We start from the raw sequence: 19174 nt of genomic DNA on the forward strand, positions 1-19174 counted from the left end.
GAACCGCGCCGTGGACACGTGCACCGCACCCAAGCTCCGGGAGGATCTGGAGATCATCCGGGGGATGGACGACCACCCCCTGATGTTCGATCCGAAGGGCGGGACCTACCACCGGCTGACCAAGTCGGCGGCGGCGCTGCTCCGTCAGTTCGACGGAGCGCACTCGCTGGACGAGCTCTCGGCCCTGATGGCCGAGCGCCGGGGCGTTCCCGCCGAGGGCGTACGCGGAGAGCTCACCGCCTTCGTCGACGAGCTGAGCCGCAGCGGCCTCCTCGTCGGAACCGAAGCCGAGCAGGCGCCGAAGAAGCGCGCCGGCGGCCGCTTCGGCACCACCATGCTCATGCCCCGCTTCGTCATCACCCGCTCGCTCCCGACGGTCCTGGAGCCGGCCGCCCGGCTGCTGCGCCGGGTCCCGGCCCGGCTGTCGGTCGGCGTCTTCGCGGGCGGCGGCGTCCTCGGCATCCTGCTCGGCCTCTACGCGGTCCTGACCTCGGCCCCGCCGGCCAAGGACCTGCTGGGCACGGGCACCCTCGTCGCCATCGGCCTGATGTTCCTCCAGATCCTCGTGCACGAGAGCGCGCACGCCATGGTCTGCCAGGTGCTCAAGGTGCCTGTGCGGGGCCTGGGAGTGGCGCTGCTCTTCTACTTCATGCCGCTCGCCTACGTCGACCGCACCGACGCCTACCGCGTCCGTTCCCGGGGCGGCCGGGTCCTGCTCGCCGTCGCCGGACCGCTCAGCGACGGCTGGTTCACCGGCGCCGCCGCCCTGCTCGTGCTCACCACGGACGGGCCGGTCGCGCAGGTGGCCGGGGCGCTGCTGATCTTCCAGATGCTCAACCTGGTCACCAACATCAACCCGATGCTCCCGAGCGACGGTTACGCGGCCCTCGAGGCCGGCTTCGGTCTCGTCGACGCGCGGGGCCGCGCCTTCACCCTGCTGAAGCACCGCCTCCTCGGCCGTCCGCTGCCGGGCTTCCTGGAGCGGATGCCGGCCCGCGGCCGCCGGCTGCACGTCACGTACGGCATCGTGTGCAGCGTCTACACCGTGGCGCTCGGCTTCTTCGTCGTCCAGTCGCTGCTCTGGTCGTTCGAGCTGGTCGGACGGTCGATGCCGTGACCACCGCCCCCGTGACCACCGCCCCCGTGACCACCGCACCCGTGTCCACCGCCCCCGTGACCACCGCCCCCGTGTCCATCACCCCCGAGATCTCAGGACCGCTGCTCACCCGGGTGGGCGGTCTGCCGACCGAGGCCCTGGACCTCACCGGGTCCGCCACGCGACGGGCGATCGCCGAGGCAGCCGACGCCCACGCCGAACTGGAGCGACGGCGGCCCGCCCTGGAGGACGCCTGCTTCCCGCTGGTGCCCCTCCTGGACGACGAAGTGCCGCTGCGCCGCCAGGTGCTGGCCGCCAAACGCGCCGCGCACCGGCTGCGGGCGCTGCCGTGGGGCGACGAACTCCCTCCCCGCATCGTCGAGTTGGCCGGACCCGAGGCGGCCGCCGAGTTCCTCGGCTGGCAGGCCGCCGTCCGGCTGCGCGACGAGACCGCCCGGCGGCTCGACGCCCTGCTGACCGAGGACCGTGCGGCGGCCCCGGCCGCGCTCGCCGGCCACCTCGCAGACCCGGGCTTCGTCCGTGCCGCGGCACTGGCCGCCCCCGACTGGCTGCGGCACGGTCGCCCGCGCCGCCGCCCCGCCGAGACCCGCAACCTGCGGACGCTCTACTCCTACGTCTCCCGGGCCGCCGTGAAGACCAGCCCGTTCTCCACGCTGACCACCGTCGGCGAGGGCGGCTCACGCGGTGCTGCCGGTGCTGCCGGTGCCGTCGGTGCTGTCGGGGTCGCTGGTGTTGCTGGTGCTGCCGGTTCCGTCAGTTCCGCCGGTGCCGGGAGTGCCGCCGGTTCCGCCGGAGAGGGCCGACGTACGGCCCCCGTCGCCCACAGCTACGCCGCCACCGCCCTCGCCCAGCTGGCCCTGCGCTGTCTGGCCCGCGAGCCCGGCACCGCCGGTCTGCTGCGCTACCGGCTCGCGCCGCTCAGGCCCGGCGGCCCCGACGCCCCCGGCGGCCTCGTCCTGCTGCCCGAACCCGTCGCGGACGGCGGTCTCGCCTGGCGGCTCGACCGGGTGGTGGAGGCCGACCACGCGGCGCCCTGGCTGTCCGGCTTCGCGAACGACGCCGAGCACTCCCTCGACGGGCTGCTGTCCGGGCTCGGCGGCCCCGACCCCTTCCGCCGCTTCCGGCGACTGCTCGACACCGGACTGATCGCGCCCGTACCGCCCTGGCGGCGCGGCGACGACCCGGTGGGCGCCGTGGCGGAGCTGCTCGCGGACCACCCCGAGGACGGGGACGGGATCGCGGGCGAGGTGAGGGAGTTGAGGGACTCGGCCGCCGTCCTCGCCGCCGCCGGTGAGGACGAACGCACCGAGACGCTCACCCGGGCCCGCCGCACCGCCCGGCGCTGGGCCCGGCGGGCCGGTCTGGACCGGTTCGACTCCGGTGAGGTGCTGTACGAGGACGTGGCGAGCGACCTCGCCCTGCCGGAGCTCCTCGACGTGCCCGAGGTCCGGGCCGACCTGACCGAACTGGGCCGCCGCATGCGCCCCTTCGTCTTCCGTTCGCACCTCTACGACGTGCTCGTGGACCGCTTCACGGCCGAGTACGGGCCGGGCGGGACCTGCACCGACGTGCTCGGGTTCCTGATGCGCGTCGCCGTCGACGGCGACGCGCAGCCCGATCTCGACAAGGCGTCCGTCGCCGATCGCGCCGAGCGGGAGACCGCGGGGGAGCGGGCCTGGCTGCCGGTCGGGCCGAGCAGCGCGCCGCCTGCCGCGGCGGTGCTGTTCCAGCTCGCCGCGACCGGCCCGCAGGCCGTGCGCGGCGGCGACTACCAGCTGGTGGTCAACCAGTTCAACCCCGGCACGGGCGGGCTCGTGACCCGCTTCGGACCGCTTCTCGGCGAAGGCTTCCGCGACCGGCTGCGCGAGCACGTCCGGGCCTGCTGGCCCGGCAGGACCTGCCGGGAACTCGTCCTGTGGACGGAGATCAACACGGCCCAGTCGCGGTCGGCCGGCCTGCTGCCGCCCCTGCTGCTGCCCGGTGAGGTCCCGGCGGACGACGGCCTCGACCTCACCGACACCGTGCTCACGCACGACCCCGGCGAGGGCACCCTCGCGCTGCGCGACCGCACGGGCGACCCGGTCGGCCTCGCCTATCTCGGTCTTGTCCCGCCGCACCTCTTCCCGCCGTTCGCCCGGCTGCTCGCCGTACTCGCCGACCCGTGGGTCAACGGATCGCCGCACTCGGACTACGTCCTGCCGTTCGGGCTCCAGGAGCGGCGCACCGACGAGGTCGTGCCGGCCCCGCGCACCGCCTTCGGCCGCGTCACCGTCTCCCGCGCCTCGTGGGTCGTCCCGGCGGCCGAACTGCCGCTGCCGAGACCGGGCGAGAGCGACGCCGAGACCGCGCTGCGCGCCGAGGGGTTCCGGCGGGCGCACGGTCTGCCGGAGGAGGTCTTCTGCCACCGGCTGACCGGCTTCGGACCGGGCGAGCAGGGCACGGACCGCAAGCCCCTGTGGGTCTCGCTGACCTCCCCCCTCTCGCTGTCCGTGCTCGCCCAGTGGGCCGGCCCGGCCACCGGCCACCTGCGCCTGGTCGAAGCGCTGCCGGCCAGGTCCGCGCATCCGCTGCGGGACGCGGCGGGCGGCACGCGCGCCGCCGAGCACATCGCGCTGCTGCGCTGGCGGCGGCCGGAGGAGGAAGCATGAGCATGACGGTTCCCCGGCGGGACTGGTGGTACGTACGGGTCTACCCGGGCGGCCCCCGGCTCATGGACGCCGCGGCCCGCACCCTCGTGCCGTGGCTGGCCGCGCAGGCCGGGCGGCTGGGCAGCGAGGACTGGTTCTTCATCCGGTACTGGGACGCCACCGGCCACCACCTGCGGCTGCGGCTGCGCGCCGGGGCCGACGCGGTGGACGCCCTGGACGCCGTCGCCCGGGAGGAGCTCACCGCTCTGCTCGGCACGCTGGAGGAGCGGCCCGAGGACTCCGTCGGCCTGCTGCCCGGCGCGCTGCCGCCCGGCTCGCCGGCACGCGGCGTCACCCCCGCGCTGTACGCGCCGGAGTCGGCCAAGTACGGCGGTCCGGAAGGGGTCGCCATCGCCGAGCGGATCTTCCACCTGGACAGCGTGTTCTGCTCCGAGAACGACCTCGCCGCCCTGCCCCGCCGCTACGAACGGGCCGCGCACGCCGTCCACTTCGCCCGGGCGCTCACCGCCAGGGTGCTCACCGAGGAGGAGCGGGACGTCTTCTGGATCCGGCACCGCACCCGGTGGGGCTGGCAACTGCGCCTGGCCGCCGACGGGCGGCCGCTCCGGCCCCTGCTCGGCGGCGTCTCGGCCGGCGTACGGGAACAGGGCGTGCCCGCACCCGGCGCGCGGGAGCGCGTCGACGCGCACGCCGACGCGCTGGCCGAACTCCTCCTGCGGGCACCCGGATCCCGGGACCACCAGGTGCTCCACCACCTGCACATGGTGATGAACCGGCTGGGTTTCCCGCCCGGCGAGGAGGCGGCGCTCGGCATGCTGGCAGGGCAGACTGCGAGGAAACCGGCGGCTGTCGCCGCTTCGATGTCCGGACGAGAGGAACACCTGGGATGACCCTGGCCGGCGACATGATCCTGCTCGCCTTCGACGAGGAGGGCGGCAGGCTTCCCGTCCGCCAGTCCTTGGCCCCGGCGGTGCGCGGCGCGCTCCTCGCCGAACTGCTCGACGACGGCGCCCTGACGGACGACGCGGGCACGGTCAGGACCGCGGGCGAGGCGCCGCGGGACGCCGCGCTCCGCGAGGTGTGGCAGCGGATCGCGGCGGAGCCCGGCAGGAAGTGGCTGCACTGGGTCCGCAAGGACGGCCGCGCGTCGATCCACGAGGTGCTGCGGGGCCTGGAGAAGGACGGGCTCCTGGAGCGGAGCACCGGCCGGGTCTTCGGCGTCTTCCCGCTGAACCGGGCCGATCTCACCCCGGCGGGCCTCACCGCCGCCCGGGAGGCGCGGGCCGCGGTGGCCGCCGCGGTCGAGGCCCCGGCGGCCCCCGGCGGTAGCGCGGACCGTGGCCGGGCCGCGCTCCTTGCCGGACTCGCCCACGCGGGCGGCCAGTTGGGTACGACCCTGACCGCCTACCGGCGCCGCGCGCTCAAGGAGCGGCTCGCGGCCCTGTCCGAGGGCGCGGCCCCGGTGTCGCCCGCGGTCCGCCGGGCCGTCCAGGACCTCCAGGGCGCGGCCGTCTCGTAGGGACCGGCTCCGGAGTGTGGCCGGGCTCGAGGTACCGGCTCCGGAGTGTGGCCGGGCTCGTAGGGACCGGCTCCGGGGCGCGGCCGTCTCGTAGAGGTCCGCTTCAGGGCGCGGCCGGCTCCCGGGAGTCGCGAACGGCCTTCAGATCCATCCGCGTTCGCGCGCCAGCAGGGCGGCGTGCGGGCGGCTGGACGCGCCCAGGGCGCGCAGGAGGTCGGCCACGTGCCGCCGGTAGGTCCGTACCGACATGCCCAGGTCCCGGGCGCCGATCTCGTCCTTGCCGACGTGGCACATGGACTTCAGGACGTCCCGTTCGATCTCGGCGAGACCACCCGGACACTCCTCGTCGTCCGCGACGATCGCCGACAGGTCCGTGGCCTGGCACCAGATCTTCTCGAAGAGGGCGAGGATGCCGGAGACGAGGCCGGCCTCCTGGGCCACCAGGGCGCCCCGCGAGGTGTCCTCGGGGTCGATGGGGACCAGGGCGGTGCGCCGGTCGTAGACGAGGACGCGCTCCGAGAGGTCGTCGGCCACCCGGATCTCCGCTCCCTTGGCGGTGAGTTCCCGCAGGTAGCCGACGGTCGGCGGATCGTCGAGGGCCTCCTGGAGCACCACGCTGCGGATCCGGACGCCCCGGCTCAGACAGCGCAGGTCCAGCGGGCGCGAGTGCGTGATGTTCTCGGGCGTCAGGACCGTGTACGGCTCGATGGACAGGATCTCCTCGCGGGCGAAGAAGGCGAGGTCGTCGATCCGGCTGCGGATCTGCGCCACGTTCTCCATGCGCTCGATGGACTGCGGCGAGGCCGGCGCCGGACTCTGCTCGTCCCGCAGCGCGGCGACCAGGTGCCGGGAGCGGGTGACCTCCTGCAGTTCCTGGTGCAGTTCGCGCAGCCGCAGCTCGGTGAGCCGGTCCACCACGATCGCCGGATCGGTCGGGCACACGGTCCGCCGGTCGGTCGGGTAGAGCAGGCCGAGTTCGCGCAGCCGGTCCTGGGCGGTGGCCACGGCCTCGCGGTCGGCCCGTAGCAGGATGTGGATGTCCCCGTCGGTGGTGTCGGGATTCCTCAGGAAGTGCCGATAGATGCTCTCCTCCAGTTCGGAGAGTCCCAATATGCGCATGTCTGTTACCGCCATCACGAGCCCCCCGAGCTCTGCTTGCACGCCGGCGCCGCGCTCCGCTGGTCAGACGGCTGTAGCCGCGCGTCCGGATGGTGGTTTGGAGAGTATTGCCCGAGTAAACGGAAGCCTACATAAGCGATCACCGATGTGACGGGTGTCACATTGCGGGAGGTGTCCTCGGGGTGGACGGCGTGTGACGTACGCGCCTCTCCGAGCCGCGGGTTGACCCCTGAACGGGGAGGCGCATAGCGTCGCCGGGCTGGGGTGAGCGAGGGCTCGGAGGTCTCGTGGTGGTGTCCGGTGGAGTGGAGCGGCTGACCGCCGAAGGGGCACCCTTCGCCGTCGAGGACGGCGTGTACGCCGGCGGGCCCCGCACGCTGCGGGAGTTCGTGGAGGCCGTCTGGGGTTACGGGGACCGGGTGTTCCTGGTGTCCGAGAGCGGCCCGATGACCTACCGGGAGTTCTTCGACGCCGCCTGCGGGCTCGCCCGGCGGCTCGTCGGGGAGTACGGGCTGCGCCCCGGTGACCGGGCCGTCGTCGCCATGCGCAACCTGCCCGAGTGGCAGGTCGCCTTCTGGGCCGCGCAGCTGGCCGGTCTCGTCGCCGTACCCCTCAACGCGTGGTGGACCGAGGACGAGTGCGCGTACGTGCTCGACGACTGTGCGCCGGGCGTGCTGCTGGTCGACGGCGAGCGGGCCGAGCGGGTACGGGCGTGGGCCCGGAAGAACCGTGTGCCCGGGATCGTCTTCGGTGACGCCGGGGACGGGGCCGTCCCCGGCGACGTGCGGGACCGGTTCGTGCCCTACGTCGCCGACACCGATCCGTTCCTCGGGCCGCCGCCCGTCGACGTCCTCCCCGAGCACGACGCCACCCTCATCTACACCTCCGGCACCACCGGCCGCCCCAAGGGCGCCGTCGCCACCCATCTCGCGCAGGCCGGGGCCGCCATGAACCCCCGGTACTTCGCCGCCGCCGCGGCCCTCGCGCGCGGGGACGTGCCGGGGACCGGGCCCGCGCCCGTGTCGCTCACCACGTTCCCCTTCTTCCACGTCGCCGCCTTCACCTCCTTCTACGCCGTGATGGCCGCCGGCGGCACGCTCGTGATGATGCGGAAGTGGGACGCCGCCCGGGCCCTCGAACTGATCCGGGAACACCGGGTGACCCACTACGCGGGCGTGCCCACCACCGCGCTCCAGCTGCTCGACCTCGCCCGCTCCACCGGCGACCCGCTGGCGAGCCTCACCCTGCTCAGCACCGGGGGCGCCGCCGCCCCGCCCGGCATCGTCGCCGGGATCGTCGCCGGGTACGGGGAGCGCGTCGAGCCCCGCAACGGCTACGGCCTGACGGAGACCTGCGGCGGCGTGCTGTCGAACGTCGGCGCCGAGTACCGCGCCCACCCCGGGAGCGTCGGCCGGCCCTCGCCCGTCACCGAGGTGCGGATCGACCGGCCCGACACGGACGGCGTGGGGGAGCTGTGGCTGCGCGGGCAGTCGCTCGTCCGGGGGTACTGGGGGAACGAGGCCGCCACCCGCGCCGCCTTCACCGACGACGGCTGGTTCAGGACCGGGGACCTCGCGCGCGTCGACGAGGAGGGGCGGGTCAGCATCGTCGACCGGCTCACCGACATGGTGATCCGAGGCGGCGAGAACGTGTACTGCGTCGAGGTCGAGGCCGTCCTGCACGAGCACCCGGACGTGGCCGACGCCGCCGTCCTCGGAGTCCCGCACCCCCTCCTGGGCGAGGAGGTCGTGGCCGTCGTACGGCTGCGCCCCGGGACGGACGCCGACACCGAGCGGCTGCGCGCCCACGTGGGGGCACGCCTCGCCGCCTTCAAGGTGCCCGCCCGTGTCCTCGTACGCGAGGAGGAACTGCCCCGGAACCCGACCGGGAAGATCATCAAGAGGGAGTTGCGGGACGGGCTGCTCGGAGGCGCGTGACGCGGGCCCCTCGGGGGCACGTGACGCGGTCCGATCGGTTCGTTCCTCCGTGGGGGCGGGCGGCTCGGGCTCCTCAGTCGCGGGTGATGCGGACCCGGTAGGCGCCGTTCGCGTCCTCGTCGAGCACGCTGATCCGTATGCCGTTCGCGCGGTCCGTGAACGTCTCGCCGGGGCGGTACGGAGCGTCCGAGAGCTCCGCGTGGACGTTGGCGCGCCGGGTGCAGCCGCCGCTCGCGCGTTCGCTGTCCGACACGGTCACCGGGCCGTGGCCGGTGTCCACGTCGGACTCCACCCGGTAGACGAGGACGCCCTCCTCGCAGACCGCCTCGTCGTTGCCGCCCCGGGTGCGGACCTCGACGGCGTAACCGGAGGTGTCGGAGAGCGGGACGAACGTCAGCTTGGGGCCGCCGGGGTCGGCCAGCGGGGTGAGGGTCCAGTCGCCGGTGCCGACGGCGGACGCGCAGTTGATCTGGTCGTTGTCGAGCCAGCCCAGCTTCCACTTGTGCCAGCCGAGCAGGTCGTTGTTGGCGCCCCAGTCCTCGGACATGATGTCCCAGTGCCCGACGGTCCCGCCGCCGTCCGACGTGTACAGGTCGGGGAGCCCGAAGACGTGCCCGTTCTCGTGGGGCAGCACCCGGTAGCCGGTCTCGGCGAAGCTGCCGGAGCCGTCGTCCTGGCGGCTGTAGACGAAGGACGTGTTGGCGAGCGGCACGCCGTCGGCGTACGGGGCGTCGTCGTTGCCGGAGAAGGTCACGGACAGGACGGTGTCGAGGGCTGACGGCCCGGCGTTCGGCGTGACCAGGACGTTGACCAGGTCGTACGCGCTGAAGTCCACCATCGGGTCGGCCGTCTTCACGATGTCCTCGACGAGGGAGCGGTAGCCCGGTTCGTACGGGGAGCCGCGCTCGATCCCGTACGCGGAGAAGGCCCGGGGCATCCGCAGCCAGTCGGGTACGGGGGCCTCGGCGTGGTAGCGCAGACGCCCGTACGAGCTGGTGCGGAACCATTCGGCGGTCTGCGGGAAGAACTCGCGGAAGCGGCCCATCGCCGTGCCGTCGCCGGTGGCGTCGGGGAAGTCGATCATCAGGTTGAGGGCCTTGACCTGGCCCGTGGAGCGGACGTACCCGGGAGCCGTGGGCAGCCCCTCCGACATCTGCACCCCCAGCGTGGTGGTGATGCGGCACGGGCCCAGCTGGGCGCCGCCGGGCGCGGTGGCCACGGGGCCCGCGGAGGCGGGGGCGGGCCCGGGGAGGGTGGTGCTCGCGGAGGCGAGGAGCGCGAGCGAGAGCGCCGTGGTCGCGGCCAGGGCGACGGGTCTGCATATCCGTCGGCGGGGGTGCTGCATACGGTCGCCTCTCCGGTGGGGGCAGGTCGGCGGCGTGGGCCCTTCCGGTCCGCAGGGCCGCGCTGTGCGATCAGCCTGTGACGAGCGGTGCGTCCGCGCGCGCCGGGTGGCCCGATCGTGGGTATTCCGAGCGGGGCGGCGCGTGTGACCCAGGTCACGCGCAGGTCCGGAAATAAGCGGGGACCAGGTCCCCGTTCAGGACTGTGTCGAACGAAGTGGGGATTCCTTCCCCGGATGCCCCGAGTGACCTGGTGACCCAGCCGGCCGAGTGGCCGAGCCGCCCGGTGACCGAGTGGTCGAGCAATCGAGTGATGTGAGGAGTCGTGGCGTGACCAGTACCGCCGGCACCGCGCCCGCCCGCCGTGTACCCCGTCCGCGCGCCGACGCCCTGCGGAACCGCGAGCGGATCGTGACGGCGGCGCGCGAGATGTTCGTCGAGTTCGGTCCCCAGGTGCCGTACGACGAGGTCGCGCGCAGGGCCGGCGTCGGGAACGCCACGCTCTACCGCAACTTCCCGGAGCGCCCCGACCTCGTCCGCGAGGTCGTCCTCTCGATCGTGGCCCGCGTCACCGAGGCCGCCGAGCGGGCCGCCGAGGAGGAGGGCGACACCTTCGCCGCCCTCCGGCGCTTCACCCACGCCGCCGCCGAGGAACGCGTCGGCGCCCTGTGCCCGATGCTCGACGGCGCCTTCGACAAGGACCACGCCGACCTGGTGGCCGAGCGTGAACGCCTCGAAGAAGCCGTCCAGTCGCTCGTCGACCGCGCCCAGCGGTCCGGCAGGCTCCGCTCCGACGTCGGCGTCGGGGACCTGATGGTGGCGGTGTCCCAGCTGACCCGCCCGCTGCCCGGAAGGTCCTGCAGCGCCCACTTCGACCAGTTCGTCCACCGCCACCTGCAGCTGTTCCTCGACGGCCTCGAAGCGCCCGCGCGCTCCGAACTGCCCGGGACGGCCGTCACCCTGGAGGACCTGAGGCGCGACGCCTGCCCGTCGTCCTGAACGTCTCCCCCTCCCCGCCTTCTCCCCCTGTCTCCTTCTTCACGCTTTCCTGTACGTCCCTTTTTCACCAGTACGCGCCAAGAGGTGGCTACCCCCATGCCGAAAATCCCCGACAGCTCCGTGACCCACCCCGACCCGGGCCGCTGGAAAGCGCTCGTCTTCATCGCCCTCGCCCAGCTGATGGTCGTGCTCGACGCCACGATCGTGAACATCGCGCTGCCCTCCGCCCAGCAGGACCTCGGGATCTCGGACGGCAACCGGCAGTGGGTCATCACCGCCTACGCCCTCGCCTTCGGCGGTCTGCTGCTCTTCGGCGGACGCATAGCCGACCTGTGGGGCCGCAAGCGCACCTTCGTCGTCGGTCTGATCGGCTTCGCCGCCGCCTCCGCCCTCGGCGGAGCGGCGACCGGTGAGGCCATGATGCTCGGTGCCCGCGCGCTCCAGGGCGCCTTCGGCGCGCTGCTCGCGCCGGCCGCGCTCTCGCTGCTCGCCGTCACGTTCACCGACGGCAAGGAGCGCGCCAAGGCTTTCGGCATCTACGGCGCGATCGCCGGTGGCGGCGGCGCCGTGGGCCTGATCCTCGGCGGTTTCCTCACCGAGTACCTGAACTGGCGCTGGACCTTCTTCGTCAACATCCCGTTCGCCGTCGTCGCGGCCATCGGCGCGTACCTCGTCATCCGTGAGCCCGCGGGCGGCCGCAACCGCTCCACGCTCGACATCCCCGGCGTGATCCTGTCGACCCTGGGTCTGGTCGCGCTCGTGTACGGCTTCACCCGCGCCGAGTCCGAGGGCTGGAGCGACGCCGGCACGATCGGCCTCTTCGTCGGCTCCGGTGTGCTGCTCATCGCGTTCGTGGCCACCGAGTCGCTGGTGAAGTCCCCGCTGCTGCCGCTGCGCGTCCTGACCGACCGCAACCGCGGCGGTGTCTACCTGTCGCTCGGTCTCGCGGTCATCGCGATGTTCGGCCTCTTCCTCTTCCTGACGTACTACCTCCAGATCGTGAAGGGCTACTCGCCGGTCATGACGGGCTTCGCGTTCCTGCCCATGATCGTGGGCATGATCGTCGGCTCGACCCAGATCGGTACGCGCCTGATGACCCGGGTCCCGCCGCGGCTGCTCATGGCCCCCGGCTTCCTGACCGCCGGCGTCGGCATGCTGCTCCTCACCCAGCTGGAGATCGACACCTCGTACGCCGGTCTGATCATGCCCGCGCAGCTGCTCCTCGGCCTCGGCATGGGCACGGCGTTCATGCCGGCCATGTCGCTCGCGACGCTCGGCGTGGACCCGCGGGACGCCGGTGTGGCCTCCGCGATGGTCAACACCTCGCAGCAGGTCGGCGGCGCCATCGGTACGGCCCTGCTGAACACGATCGCCGCCTCGGCGACCACCGCGTACCTCGCCGACCACGCGGCGGGCGCCACCACCCCGGCCGGGCAGAAGCTGCTCCAGCTCCAGGGCATGGTCGAGGGCTACACCGCGGCCATCTGGTGGGCGGTCGGCATCCTGGTCGTCTCCGCCGCGATCGCCTTCGTGCTCATCAACACCGGGAAGCCGGAGATGGGGCCCGCCGCAGGGTCCGGTGCGGACGCGGACGAGGAGATGAGGATCCCGGTCATCGCCCACTGAGCCGGGCCACTGACCCGGGCCACTGGCCCGGGCCCGCTGGCCCGACCTCCCCCGCGCGTACCAAGGCCTGCCCTGGTTCCGTGAGCCGTGTGCTCAGCGGAGCCAGGGCAGGTCCGCGTCCGGGCCCGAGGGTTCGAGGCCCTCGGCCATCACGCGCATGATCTCGCCGAGCCGGCTCATCTGCTCGGGGGAGAGCCGGTCGAACATCGCCTGGCGCACGGCCGCCACATGGCCGGGCGCGGTACGGCGCAGCACCTCGGTCCCCTCGTCCGTCAGCTGGGCGAACTGGCCGCGCTTGTCGGAGGGGCAGTCCTCGCGCCGCACCCAGCCGTTCTTCTCCAGGCGGGCGATCGCGTGGGAGAGGCGGGAGCGGGTGATCTTGGCGTTCCTGGCGAGCTCGGTCATCCGCAGGCGGCGGCGCGGGGCCTGGGAGAGCTGGACGAGCAGGCCGTAGTAGACGTGCGGCATCCCGGCGTCGCGCTGCAACTGGCGGTCGAGGTGGTCCTCCAGGAGCGTGGTGGCGTGCAGGTAGGCGCGCCAGGTGCGCTGTTCCTCGTCGCTGAGCCAGCGCGGTTCGGTGGCCGGTTCGGTCGTGTCTCCCATGGGTCCCATCGTACGACTCGTTCTTGAAAGTTGAACTATGTAGGTTTACGCTACGAATATCGAGCTTGAAGTTTCAAGTACTACGAGGATGTCGGAGGTCGTCGCCATGGACGCCACGCCGGAGCGGATGCCCGCCCTCTACCTGTCCCACGGCGCCCCGCCGCTCGCCGACGACCCCGTCTGGCCCGGCGAGCTCGCCGCCTGGTCCGCCGGCCTCCCCCGCCCCAGGGCGATCCTCATGGTCTCCGCCCACTGGGAGGAGGCCCCGCTCGCCCTGGGCGCCACCGAGACCGTCCCCCTCGTGTACGACTTCTGGGGCTTCCCCGAGCACTACTACCGCGTCCGGTACGGGGCTCCCGGGGCGCCCGCCCTCGCCGAGGCGGTCCGCAAACTGCTCCGCGCGCCCGGCACGCCCGTGCAGGACATCCCCGACCGGGGACTCGACCACGGCGCCTACGTGCCGCTCGTCGAGATGTTCCCGGACGCAGACATCCCCGTACTCCAGATCTCCATGCCCACCCTCGACCCGCGCCGCCTCATGGGCATCGGCCGCAGACTCGCCCCCCTTCGCGACGAGGGCGTCCTCATCGTCGGCAGCGGCTTCTTCACCCACAACCTCGCCGCCCTCCGCCACACCGGCGGCGGGGTGCCCGGCTGGTCCGCCGAGTTCGACGCCTGGGGGCACGAGGCCCTCGCCGCCCACGACGTCGACGCCCTCCTCGACTTCGAGCACGCGTCGCCCGCCGGACGCCTGGCCCACCCGCGTACGGAGCACTTCGCCCCCCTCTTCGTCACCATGGGGGCGGCGGACGCGGCCGGTGACCTCGACGCCCAGCGGACGGTGATCGACGGGTTCTGGATGGGCCTCGCCAAGCGGTCCGTGCAGTTCGGCTGAGCCCGTCCTCGGCCGAGTCCGTCCTCGGCCGGGTCCGTCAGAACACGGGCGGATTCAGCTCGACCGAGCGGACGGCGGCGGCGAGCGCGAGCGGATCGCCCACGTCGAGCGCCGTGTCGGCGAACTTGATCGTGTGGTCGTCGCCGTGCGCGGCCGCCCGCTCGAAGACCTCCTCGGACGTGAGCGGCGTGGTCGACGCGGGCACGTGGACGGCCTCCTTCGGCGTGTACGCGGCGGTCACCGCGGCCGCCGCCGTCCACGCCGCCGCCAGACTCGGCGCCCACAGCTCGCGGGGGAGCGCGGGGAGGGCGCGCAGGACCGCGTTCGGCGCGGTCGCCGCGTGCACCAGCATGATCGGCTCGCCGTGGCCGTGCGTCGCGTACCGGTGCGTCGCCGCCGTCACCAGCTCGACGAGCCGCGTCCGCGCGGTGTCCGGGTCCGGAGCCGTGCCCCACACCGGGAACGCCGTCAGCTGACCGAGCCGCGTCAGGATCCCGCCCACCTGCTCGGGAACCGGCGGTACGGCGTCCAGGGCGGCCGCCGCCGTCGGCGCCACGGCCAGCGGCGCCGGCGTCGGCAGCGGCTGGTGGCGGGCCGCCCAGTAGCCGAGCGCGTGCGCCAGCTCGGCCCGCCGCGGGGCCGTCTCCGGAGACGACAGGAGGGTCCGTACGGCATGGCCGGTGCGGATCACCGGATGCGTCGCCCCGCCCGCGATCCCCGGGAGCAGCCGGGGCCACCACACGGCGAGGACCTCCCGCCAGGGCTTCCCGTCGAGCTCGTGCCCGAGGAAACGGGTCCAGTCGGTGATCCGGGCGGGGTCGCCGAGCGCCTCGCGCCAGTTGTCCGCCGTGACGGGGCGCGAAGGGGGCGGCAGCTCCTCCAGCTTGTGCGCGTAGCGGTCCAGCCAGCGGTGCACGGTCGGGGCCTGGCCGTTGCGGACCAGGGCCTCGACGGCCATGGGGGCGTGGTTGGAGAGCCAGCCGCCCCGCTCGGGGCCGGTGGTGTGGAGACGTTCGAGGGCTTCGTCGAGAGTGCCGGTCGTATCGCTCATGCCGAGGACGCTAGGGCGGGGGAGGGGGGTGGCGTAACGGGCTCGGGGCCTAGTCCGCAAGGCCGAGGGGGCCTCCGCCCGGCGGTCGCCCGGTGCCGGGGCGGCCGACTCCGCCCCGCTCCCGGTGGATTCCGCGCGCGGGCAACCCCCTGACCCGTCCGGGCGTCTTGAAAGGCGGCGCCGCATGTGATCGCGGTCTCACCGACGGTGTGGTCATGGGCTCGCGAGCGACGCCGGACCATCCTCCGGACCCGGTCTGACCTGCGCCTCCGTGGGTGCCGGAGGCATGCCCGCCGGGGCGGCGGCCGCGCAGGATACTGCATGATCGCGAAAATCCATGTGCCGGGTGGGAATTCTGTCCCGATTCCAGTCGTTGTTTCCGTCGGATGCAGGGCACCCGTAAGGGTGTCGCGACCTACTCAGCAAGGGAGCACGCATGGCAACCCGTGCCGTCGCCCGTCGTCAGACCTCCGCCAAGAGCGGGGCCGCGCGGGCGAGCAGCGTTCGCGCCGTGGGCGGGGAGATCGCCGACCGCGACCTGGTCGGCATGTACCTCGACGAGATCGCGCGTACGCCCCTGCTCGACGCCGCCAAGGAGGTCGAGCTCTCCCAGACGATCGAGGCGGGCGTCTACGCCCAGCAGATCCTCGACGACGAGGTGGAGAGCGAGGCGGCGGGCGCGTCCCGCGAGGAGCTCGAAGCGCTGGTCGCCGAGGGCGAGCGGGCCAAGGACCTCTTCATCAAGTCCAACCTGCGGCTCGTGGTGGCCGTCGCCCGGCGCTACCCGCGCAGCGGGCTGCCGCTGCTCGACCTGATCCAGGAAGGGAACGCGGGCCTGGTGCGCGCGGTCGAGAAGTTCGACTACGCGAAGGGCTTCAAGTTCTCCACGTACGCGACGTGGTGGATCCGCCAGGCCATCACCCGGTCCATCGCCGACCAGTCCCGCACGATCCGGCTTCCCGTCCACCTGGTGGAGGAGCTCGGCCGGATCCGTCGGGTGCAGCGCGAGTTCAACCGGGAGAACGGGCGGGAGCCCGAGCCCGCGGAGATCGCCGCCGAGCTCGGCTCGACACCCGAGCGGGTCGTCGACGTCCTCGACTGGTCGCGGGACCCGGTCTCGCTGAACATGTCGGTGGACGACGAGGGCGAGACGCAGTTCGGCGACCTCCTGGAGGACACGTCGGCGATCTCGCCGGAGCAGTCGGTGCTCACGCTGCTGCGCAGCGAGGAGCTCGACGACCTCATCGACAAGCTCGACCACCGGACGGCGTCGATCATCCGCATGCGGTACGGAATCGAGGACGGCCGCGAGCGGACGCTGACGGAGGTCGGCAAGGAGCACGGCCTCACGAGGGAGCGGATCCGGCAGATCGAGAAGCACGCGCTGCTCGAACTCAAGAAGATGGCCCGCGACACCGGCTTCGACGCGGCGGCCTAGAGCGGCCGGCAGCCAGGGAGGGCCCCGGGGACACCGTCCCCGGGGCCCCTGCGGTTCAGGGGGCGTGGCCGATCCGGGGCGGAGCCCCGGAGAGGCGGGCGGGAGGCGCGTCCGTCATCCGCTCGTCGCCGTCGCCAGCCTTCCCGACAAGTCGCGTACGTACAGGAGCAGCGGCTCGGGGCCGTGGATCGTGAAGGGGGCGTCCACCAGGGCCAGGCGGAGGGCCAGCCACTCGACGGAGTCCGTCGCGCGGGCGCGGAGGCGGCAGCTGGTGGGGCCCGTCTCCGTGGGGACCAGGTGGGACGGGAGGCGGGCGGTGACGAAGTCGGCCGGGGCCTCGAAGGACACGTCCAGATCGAGTGCGGCCTGCGCGCGGGACATGGAGCGGACCATGAGCTGGGCCGCGTCGCCCGCCGGCAGTTCGCGCGGGGTGAAGCGGGCTCCGGTGGCGAGCGGATCGGTCACCCGGTCCACCCGGAACGTACGCCAGTCCTCGCGCCCCAGGTCGTACGCCACGAGGTACCACCGGTGTCCGGTGGAGACGAGCCGGTAGGGCTCGACCAGGCGTTTCGTCTCGGCGCCGTCGCCCGCGCGGTAGCCGAAGCGCAGCTTCTCCCGGCCGGTGACCGTACCCGCGAGGGTGGTGAGCGTGGCCGGGGTGACCGTCGCCCCGTCGCCCCGCGTGAGCGGGATCGTGGCGTTCTGAAGGGTGGAGACCCGGTGCCGCAGGCGCGCCGGCAGCACCTGTTCCAGCTTCGCCAGGGCCCGTACGGACGCCTCCTCGACGCCCTCGATCGCGTGCCCGGCCCCGGCCCGCAGCCCGACCGCGATGGCGACGGCCTCCTCGTCGTCGAGGAGGAGCGGCGGCATGGCCGTACCGGCGACGAGCCGGTAGCCGCCGACCGCGCCGAGCGTCGCCTCGACGGGGTAGCCGAGGTCACGGAGCCGGTCGATGTCGCGCCGGATGGTGCGCGGGGAGACCGAGAGCCGTTCGGCCAGTTCGCTTCCGGGCCACTCGCGCGGGGTCTGGAGGAGCGAGAGCAGATTCAGGAGTCGTGCCGGAGTATCCGTCATGTCTTCCAGGATGAGACCGAACTAGGACACGAGCTGACCTAGACGACTTCTATCTTCTTCGTATGAGTTCACACGACGCCGTCACGGACGCGGCCCCCGTCGACCCGAGCGACAAGAGGCGCTGGATCGCCCTCGCCATCGTCATGACCGCCGCCTTCATGGACCTGGTCGACGCCACGATCGTCAACATCGCGATCCCCAGCATCGAGAGGGACCTCGGCGCCTCCTTCGGGGCCATCCAGTGGATCACCGCCGGTTACGCGCTGGCCTTCGCGGCGGGCCTGATCACCGGCGGCCGGCTCGGTGACATCTTCGGCCGCAAGCGGCTCTTCCTGCTCGGCACGGCGGGCTTCACCCTCGCCTCCGCGCTCTGCGGCTTCGCGGCGAACCCGGAGATGCTGGTCGCCTCCCGCCTCCTCCAGGGTGCGGCGGCCGCGATGATGGTGCCGCAGGTCCTGTCGATCATCCACGTGACGTTCCCGGCGCACGAGCGCGGCAAGGTCTTCGGGCTGTTCGGCGCGATCATCGGTCTGGGCGCGGTCTCGGGCCCGCTGCTCGGCGCGCTCCTTACCCAGTGGAACATCGCGGGCCTGGAGTGGCGGCCGATCTTCCTCATCAACCTGCCGGTCGGCATCGCGGGCCTGCTCCTGGGCCGCACGTTCATCACCGAGTCGAAGGCCCCGAAGGCGCTCCGCCTCGACATGGTGGGCGTGCTCCTGGTGACGGCCGCGCTGCTGATGCTGATCTACCCGCTGACGCGCGGCCGTGAGCTGGACTGGCCGCTGTGGGGCCACCTGATGATGGCCGGCAGCGTGCTCGTGTTCGCCGCCCTCGTCGCGTACGAGAAGTACAAGACGAAGAAGGACGGTTCGCCGCTCGTCGAGCTGTCGCTGTTCAAGGTGAAGAGCTTCGCGGCGGGCATCGCGGTGCAGCTGACCTTCGGTGTCGTGATGGGCATCTTCTTCCTGGTCTGGACGATGTACATGCAGATCGGCCTCGGCTGGACCCCGCTGCGGGCCGGTCTCACCGGGGTGCCGTTCTCGATCGCGGTGTCGCTGGCCGCCGGTCTCTCGGTGCAGAAGCTGGTGCCGCGCTTCGGCCGGAAGGTGCTCCAGGCGGGCGCGCTCACGATGATCGCGGGCGTGCTGCTCTACCTCTTCGAGGCCGGGCGTTACGGGACCGGGATCGCGTCCTGGCAGATGATCCCGCCGCTGGTGGTCATGGGTCTCGGCATGGGTCTGATCGTGGCGCCGCTGACGGACGCGGTGCTCTCGGACGTGCCGAAGGAGCACGCGGGGTCGGCCTCGGGCCTGATCAACACGACCGGGCAGATGGGCAACGCACTCGGGCTCGGCCTGGTGTCGGTGGTCTTCTTCGGCGTGATCGACGGCAAGCCCGCCCCGAAGTCCCCGGCCGAGGCGGGGGCGGCGTTCACGGACGCCTTCCAGAACGCGATGGGCTGGGTCGCGGCCGTCCTCGCCGTGATCTTCCTGGTGATGTTCGCGCTTCCGAGGAAGCCGAAGCAGCACCTGGAGGGTGGCGACGACGACGTCGTGACGGTCGAGAAGGAGCCGGCGCTCACGCACTGAGCCGCCGGTCCTGCCGCCGAAGGGCCCTGGTCCCGGGAATCGTCCCGGGGGCCAGGGCCCTTCCGCATGTCCGACAAGGATCAATGCCCGTTCATGCCCGAATGAACACCCGAGTCCGTTTTCTTTGGGAAACCCGGGCGTAGCCTGACCCTGAAACCACAGGTTCGGGCGTCGAACGGACGTAAACCCATGTACGCACCCGAGCGCCAGCAACAG

The 19174-nt window shown here is 72.9% G+C and carries 15 protein-coding genes; 10 read left to right on the forward strand and 5 right to left on the reverse strand.

All coding sequences use genetic code 11. The annotated features are described in order from the left end of the window. Positions 1–10: 10 nt before the first annotated feature. The 4 genes from ACFWUY_RS04690 to ACFWUY_RS04705 are packed head-to-tail and all read left to right on the forward strand — an operon-like array spanning position 11 to position 5284. The gene (locus tag ACFWUY_RS04690) at positions 11–1117 is read left to right on the forward strand and encodes a PqqD family peptide modification chaperone (protein WP_384101966.1); all 1107 of its coding nucleotides are present in this window, start codon (positions 11–13) and stop codon (positions 1115–1117) included. Beyond that, positions 1114–3765, forward strand: coding sequence for a lantibiotic dehydratase (locus ACFWUY_RS04695; RefSeq protein ID WP_384101968.1), 2652 nt, complete (start codon positions 1114–1116; stop codon positions 3763–3765). Before ACFWUY_RS04690 ends, ACFWUY_RS04695 begins: the two co-directional genes overlap by 4 nt. Beyond that, on the forward strand, positions 3762–4655 hold the full coding sequence (locus ACFWUY_RS04700; protein WP_384101970.1) for a lantibiotic dehydratase C-terminal domain-containing protein: 894 nt from the start codon (positions 3762–3764) through the stop codon (positions 4653–4655). The genes ACFWUY_RS04695 and ACFWUY_RS04700 overlap by 4 nt, the downstream gene beginning before the upstream one ends. After that, positions 4652–5284 carry a GPP34 family phosphoprotein gene (locus ACFWUY_RS04705; RefSeq protein ID WP_384101972.1) on the forward strand — a complete coding sequence of 211 codons (633 nt, stop codon included), beginning with the start codon at positions 4652–4654 and terminating at the stop codon, positions 5282–5284. Before ACFWUY_RS04700 ends, ACFWUY_RS04705 begins: the two co-directional genes overlap by 4 nt. 141 nt (positions 5285–5425) lie before the next feature. Here the strand turns inward: ACFWUY_RS04705 and ACFWUY_RS04710 are convergent, their stop codons facing one another. Further along, positions 5426–6418, reverse strand: coding sequence for a helix-turn-helix transcriptional regulator (locus tag ACFWUY_RS04710; RefSeq protein WP_384101974.1), 993 nt, complete (start codon positions 6416–6418; stop codon positions 5426–5428). Between the two features lie 278 nt (positions 6419–6696). Here ACFWUY_RS04710 and ACFWUY_RS04715 point away from each other — a divergent pair, with 278 nt between their 5' ends. Further along, positions 6697–8340: a class I adenylate-forming enzyme family protein gene (locus ACFWUY_RS04715; protein ID WP_384101976.1), complete on the forward strand. Its 1644-nt coding sequence runs from the start codon at positions 6697–6699 to the stop codon at positions 8338–8340. Between the two features lie 73 nt (positions 8341–8413). Here the strand turns inward: ACFWUY_RS04715 and ACFWUY_RS04720 are convergent, their stop codons facing one another. Next, positions 8414–9685, reverse strand: coding sequence for a M6 family metalloprotease domain-containing protein (locus ACFWUY_RS04720; RefSeq protein ID WP_384101977.1), 1272 nt, complete (start codon positions 9683–9685; stop codon positions 8414–8416). A 328-nt stretch (positions 9686–10013) separates the two neighbouring features. Here ACFWUY_RS04720 and ACFWUY_RS04725 point away from each other — a divergent pair, with 328 nt between their 5' ends. Both ACFWUY_RS04725 and ACFWUY_RS04730 read left to right on the forward strand, forming a co-directional pair. Further along, positions 10014–10682 (forward strand): TetR/AcrR family transcriptional regulator, encoded by a 669-nt coding sequence (locus ACFWUY_RS04725; protein WP_384101979.1) that lies wholly within the window; start codon positions 10014–10016, stop codon positions 10680–10682. 96 nt (positions 10683–10778) lie between these two features. Then, positions 10779–12308: an MFS transporter gene (locus ACFWUY_RS04730; RefSeq protein ID WP_384101980.1), complete on the forward strand. Its 1530-nt coding sequence runs from the start codon at positions 10779–10781 to the stop codon at positions 12306–12308. A gap of 93 nt (positions 12309–12401) precedes the next feature. Here ACFWUY_RS04730 and ACFWUY_RS04735 read toward each other — a convergent pair whose 3' ends face one another. Then, on the reverse strand, positions 12402–12920 hold the full coding sequence (locus ACFWUY_RS04735) for a MarR family winged helix-turn-helix transcriptional regulator (protein ID WP_384101982.1): 519 nt from the start codon (positions 12918–12920) through the stop codon (positions 12402–12404). Between the two features lie 97 nt (positions 12921–13017). Between ACFWUY_RS04735 and ACFWUY_RS04740 the strand changes: the two genes are divergently transcribed. Next, on the forward strand, positions 13018–13806 hold the full coding sequence (locus ACFWUY_RS04740) for a dioxygenase (protein WP_384102392.1): 789 nt from the start codon (positions 13018–13020) through the stop codon (positions 13804–13806). Between the two features lie 37 nt (positions 13807–13843). Here ACFWUY_RS04740 and ACFWUY_RS04745 read toward each other — a convergent pair whose 3' ends face one another. Continuing rightward, positions 13844–14857 carry a questin oxidase family protein gene (locus tag ACFWUY_RS04745; RefSeq protein ID WP_384101984.1) on the reverse strand — a complete coding sequence of 338 codons (1014 nt, stop codon included), beginning with the start codon at positions 14855–14857 and terminating at the stop codon, positions 13844–13846. Positions 14858–15293: 436 nt separating this feature from the next. On the opposite strand from ACFWUY_RS04745, the gene ACFWUY_RS04750 reads away from it, so the two are divergent. Beyond that, on the forward strand, positions 15294–16295 hold the full coding sequence (locus ACFWUY_RS04750; protein WP_384101986.1) for an RNA polymerase sigma factor RpoD/SigA: 1002 nt from the start codon (positions 15294–15296) through the stop codon (positions 16293–16295). A gap of 114 nt (positions 16296–16409) precedes the next feature. On the opposite strand, the gene ACFWUY_RS04755 is transcribed toward ACFWUY_RS04750, so the two are convergent. Beyond that, on the reverse strand, positions 16410–17369 hold the full coding sequence (locus ACFWUY_RS04755; protein WP_384101988.1) for a helix-turn-helix transcriptional regulator: 960 nt from the start codon (positions 17367–17369) through the stop codon (positions 16410–16412). 62 nt (positions 17370–17431) lie between these two features. Between ACFWUY_RS04755 and ACFWUY_RS04760 the strand changes: the two genes are divergently transcribed. Continuing rightward, complete coding sequence (locus tag ACFWUY_RS04760; RefSeq protein ID WP_384101990.1) at positions 17432–18958, forward strand: MFS transporter; 1527 nt, start codon at positions 17432–17434, stop codon at positions 18956–18958. Positions 18959–19174 lie beyond the last annotated feature (216 nt).

The organism is Streptomyces sp. NPDC058664, assembly GCF_042716635.1.
Taxonomy (GTDB): Bacteria; Actinomycetota; Actinomycetes; order Streptomycetales; family Streptomycetaceae; genus Streptomyces.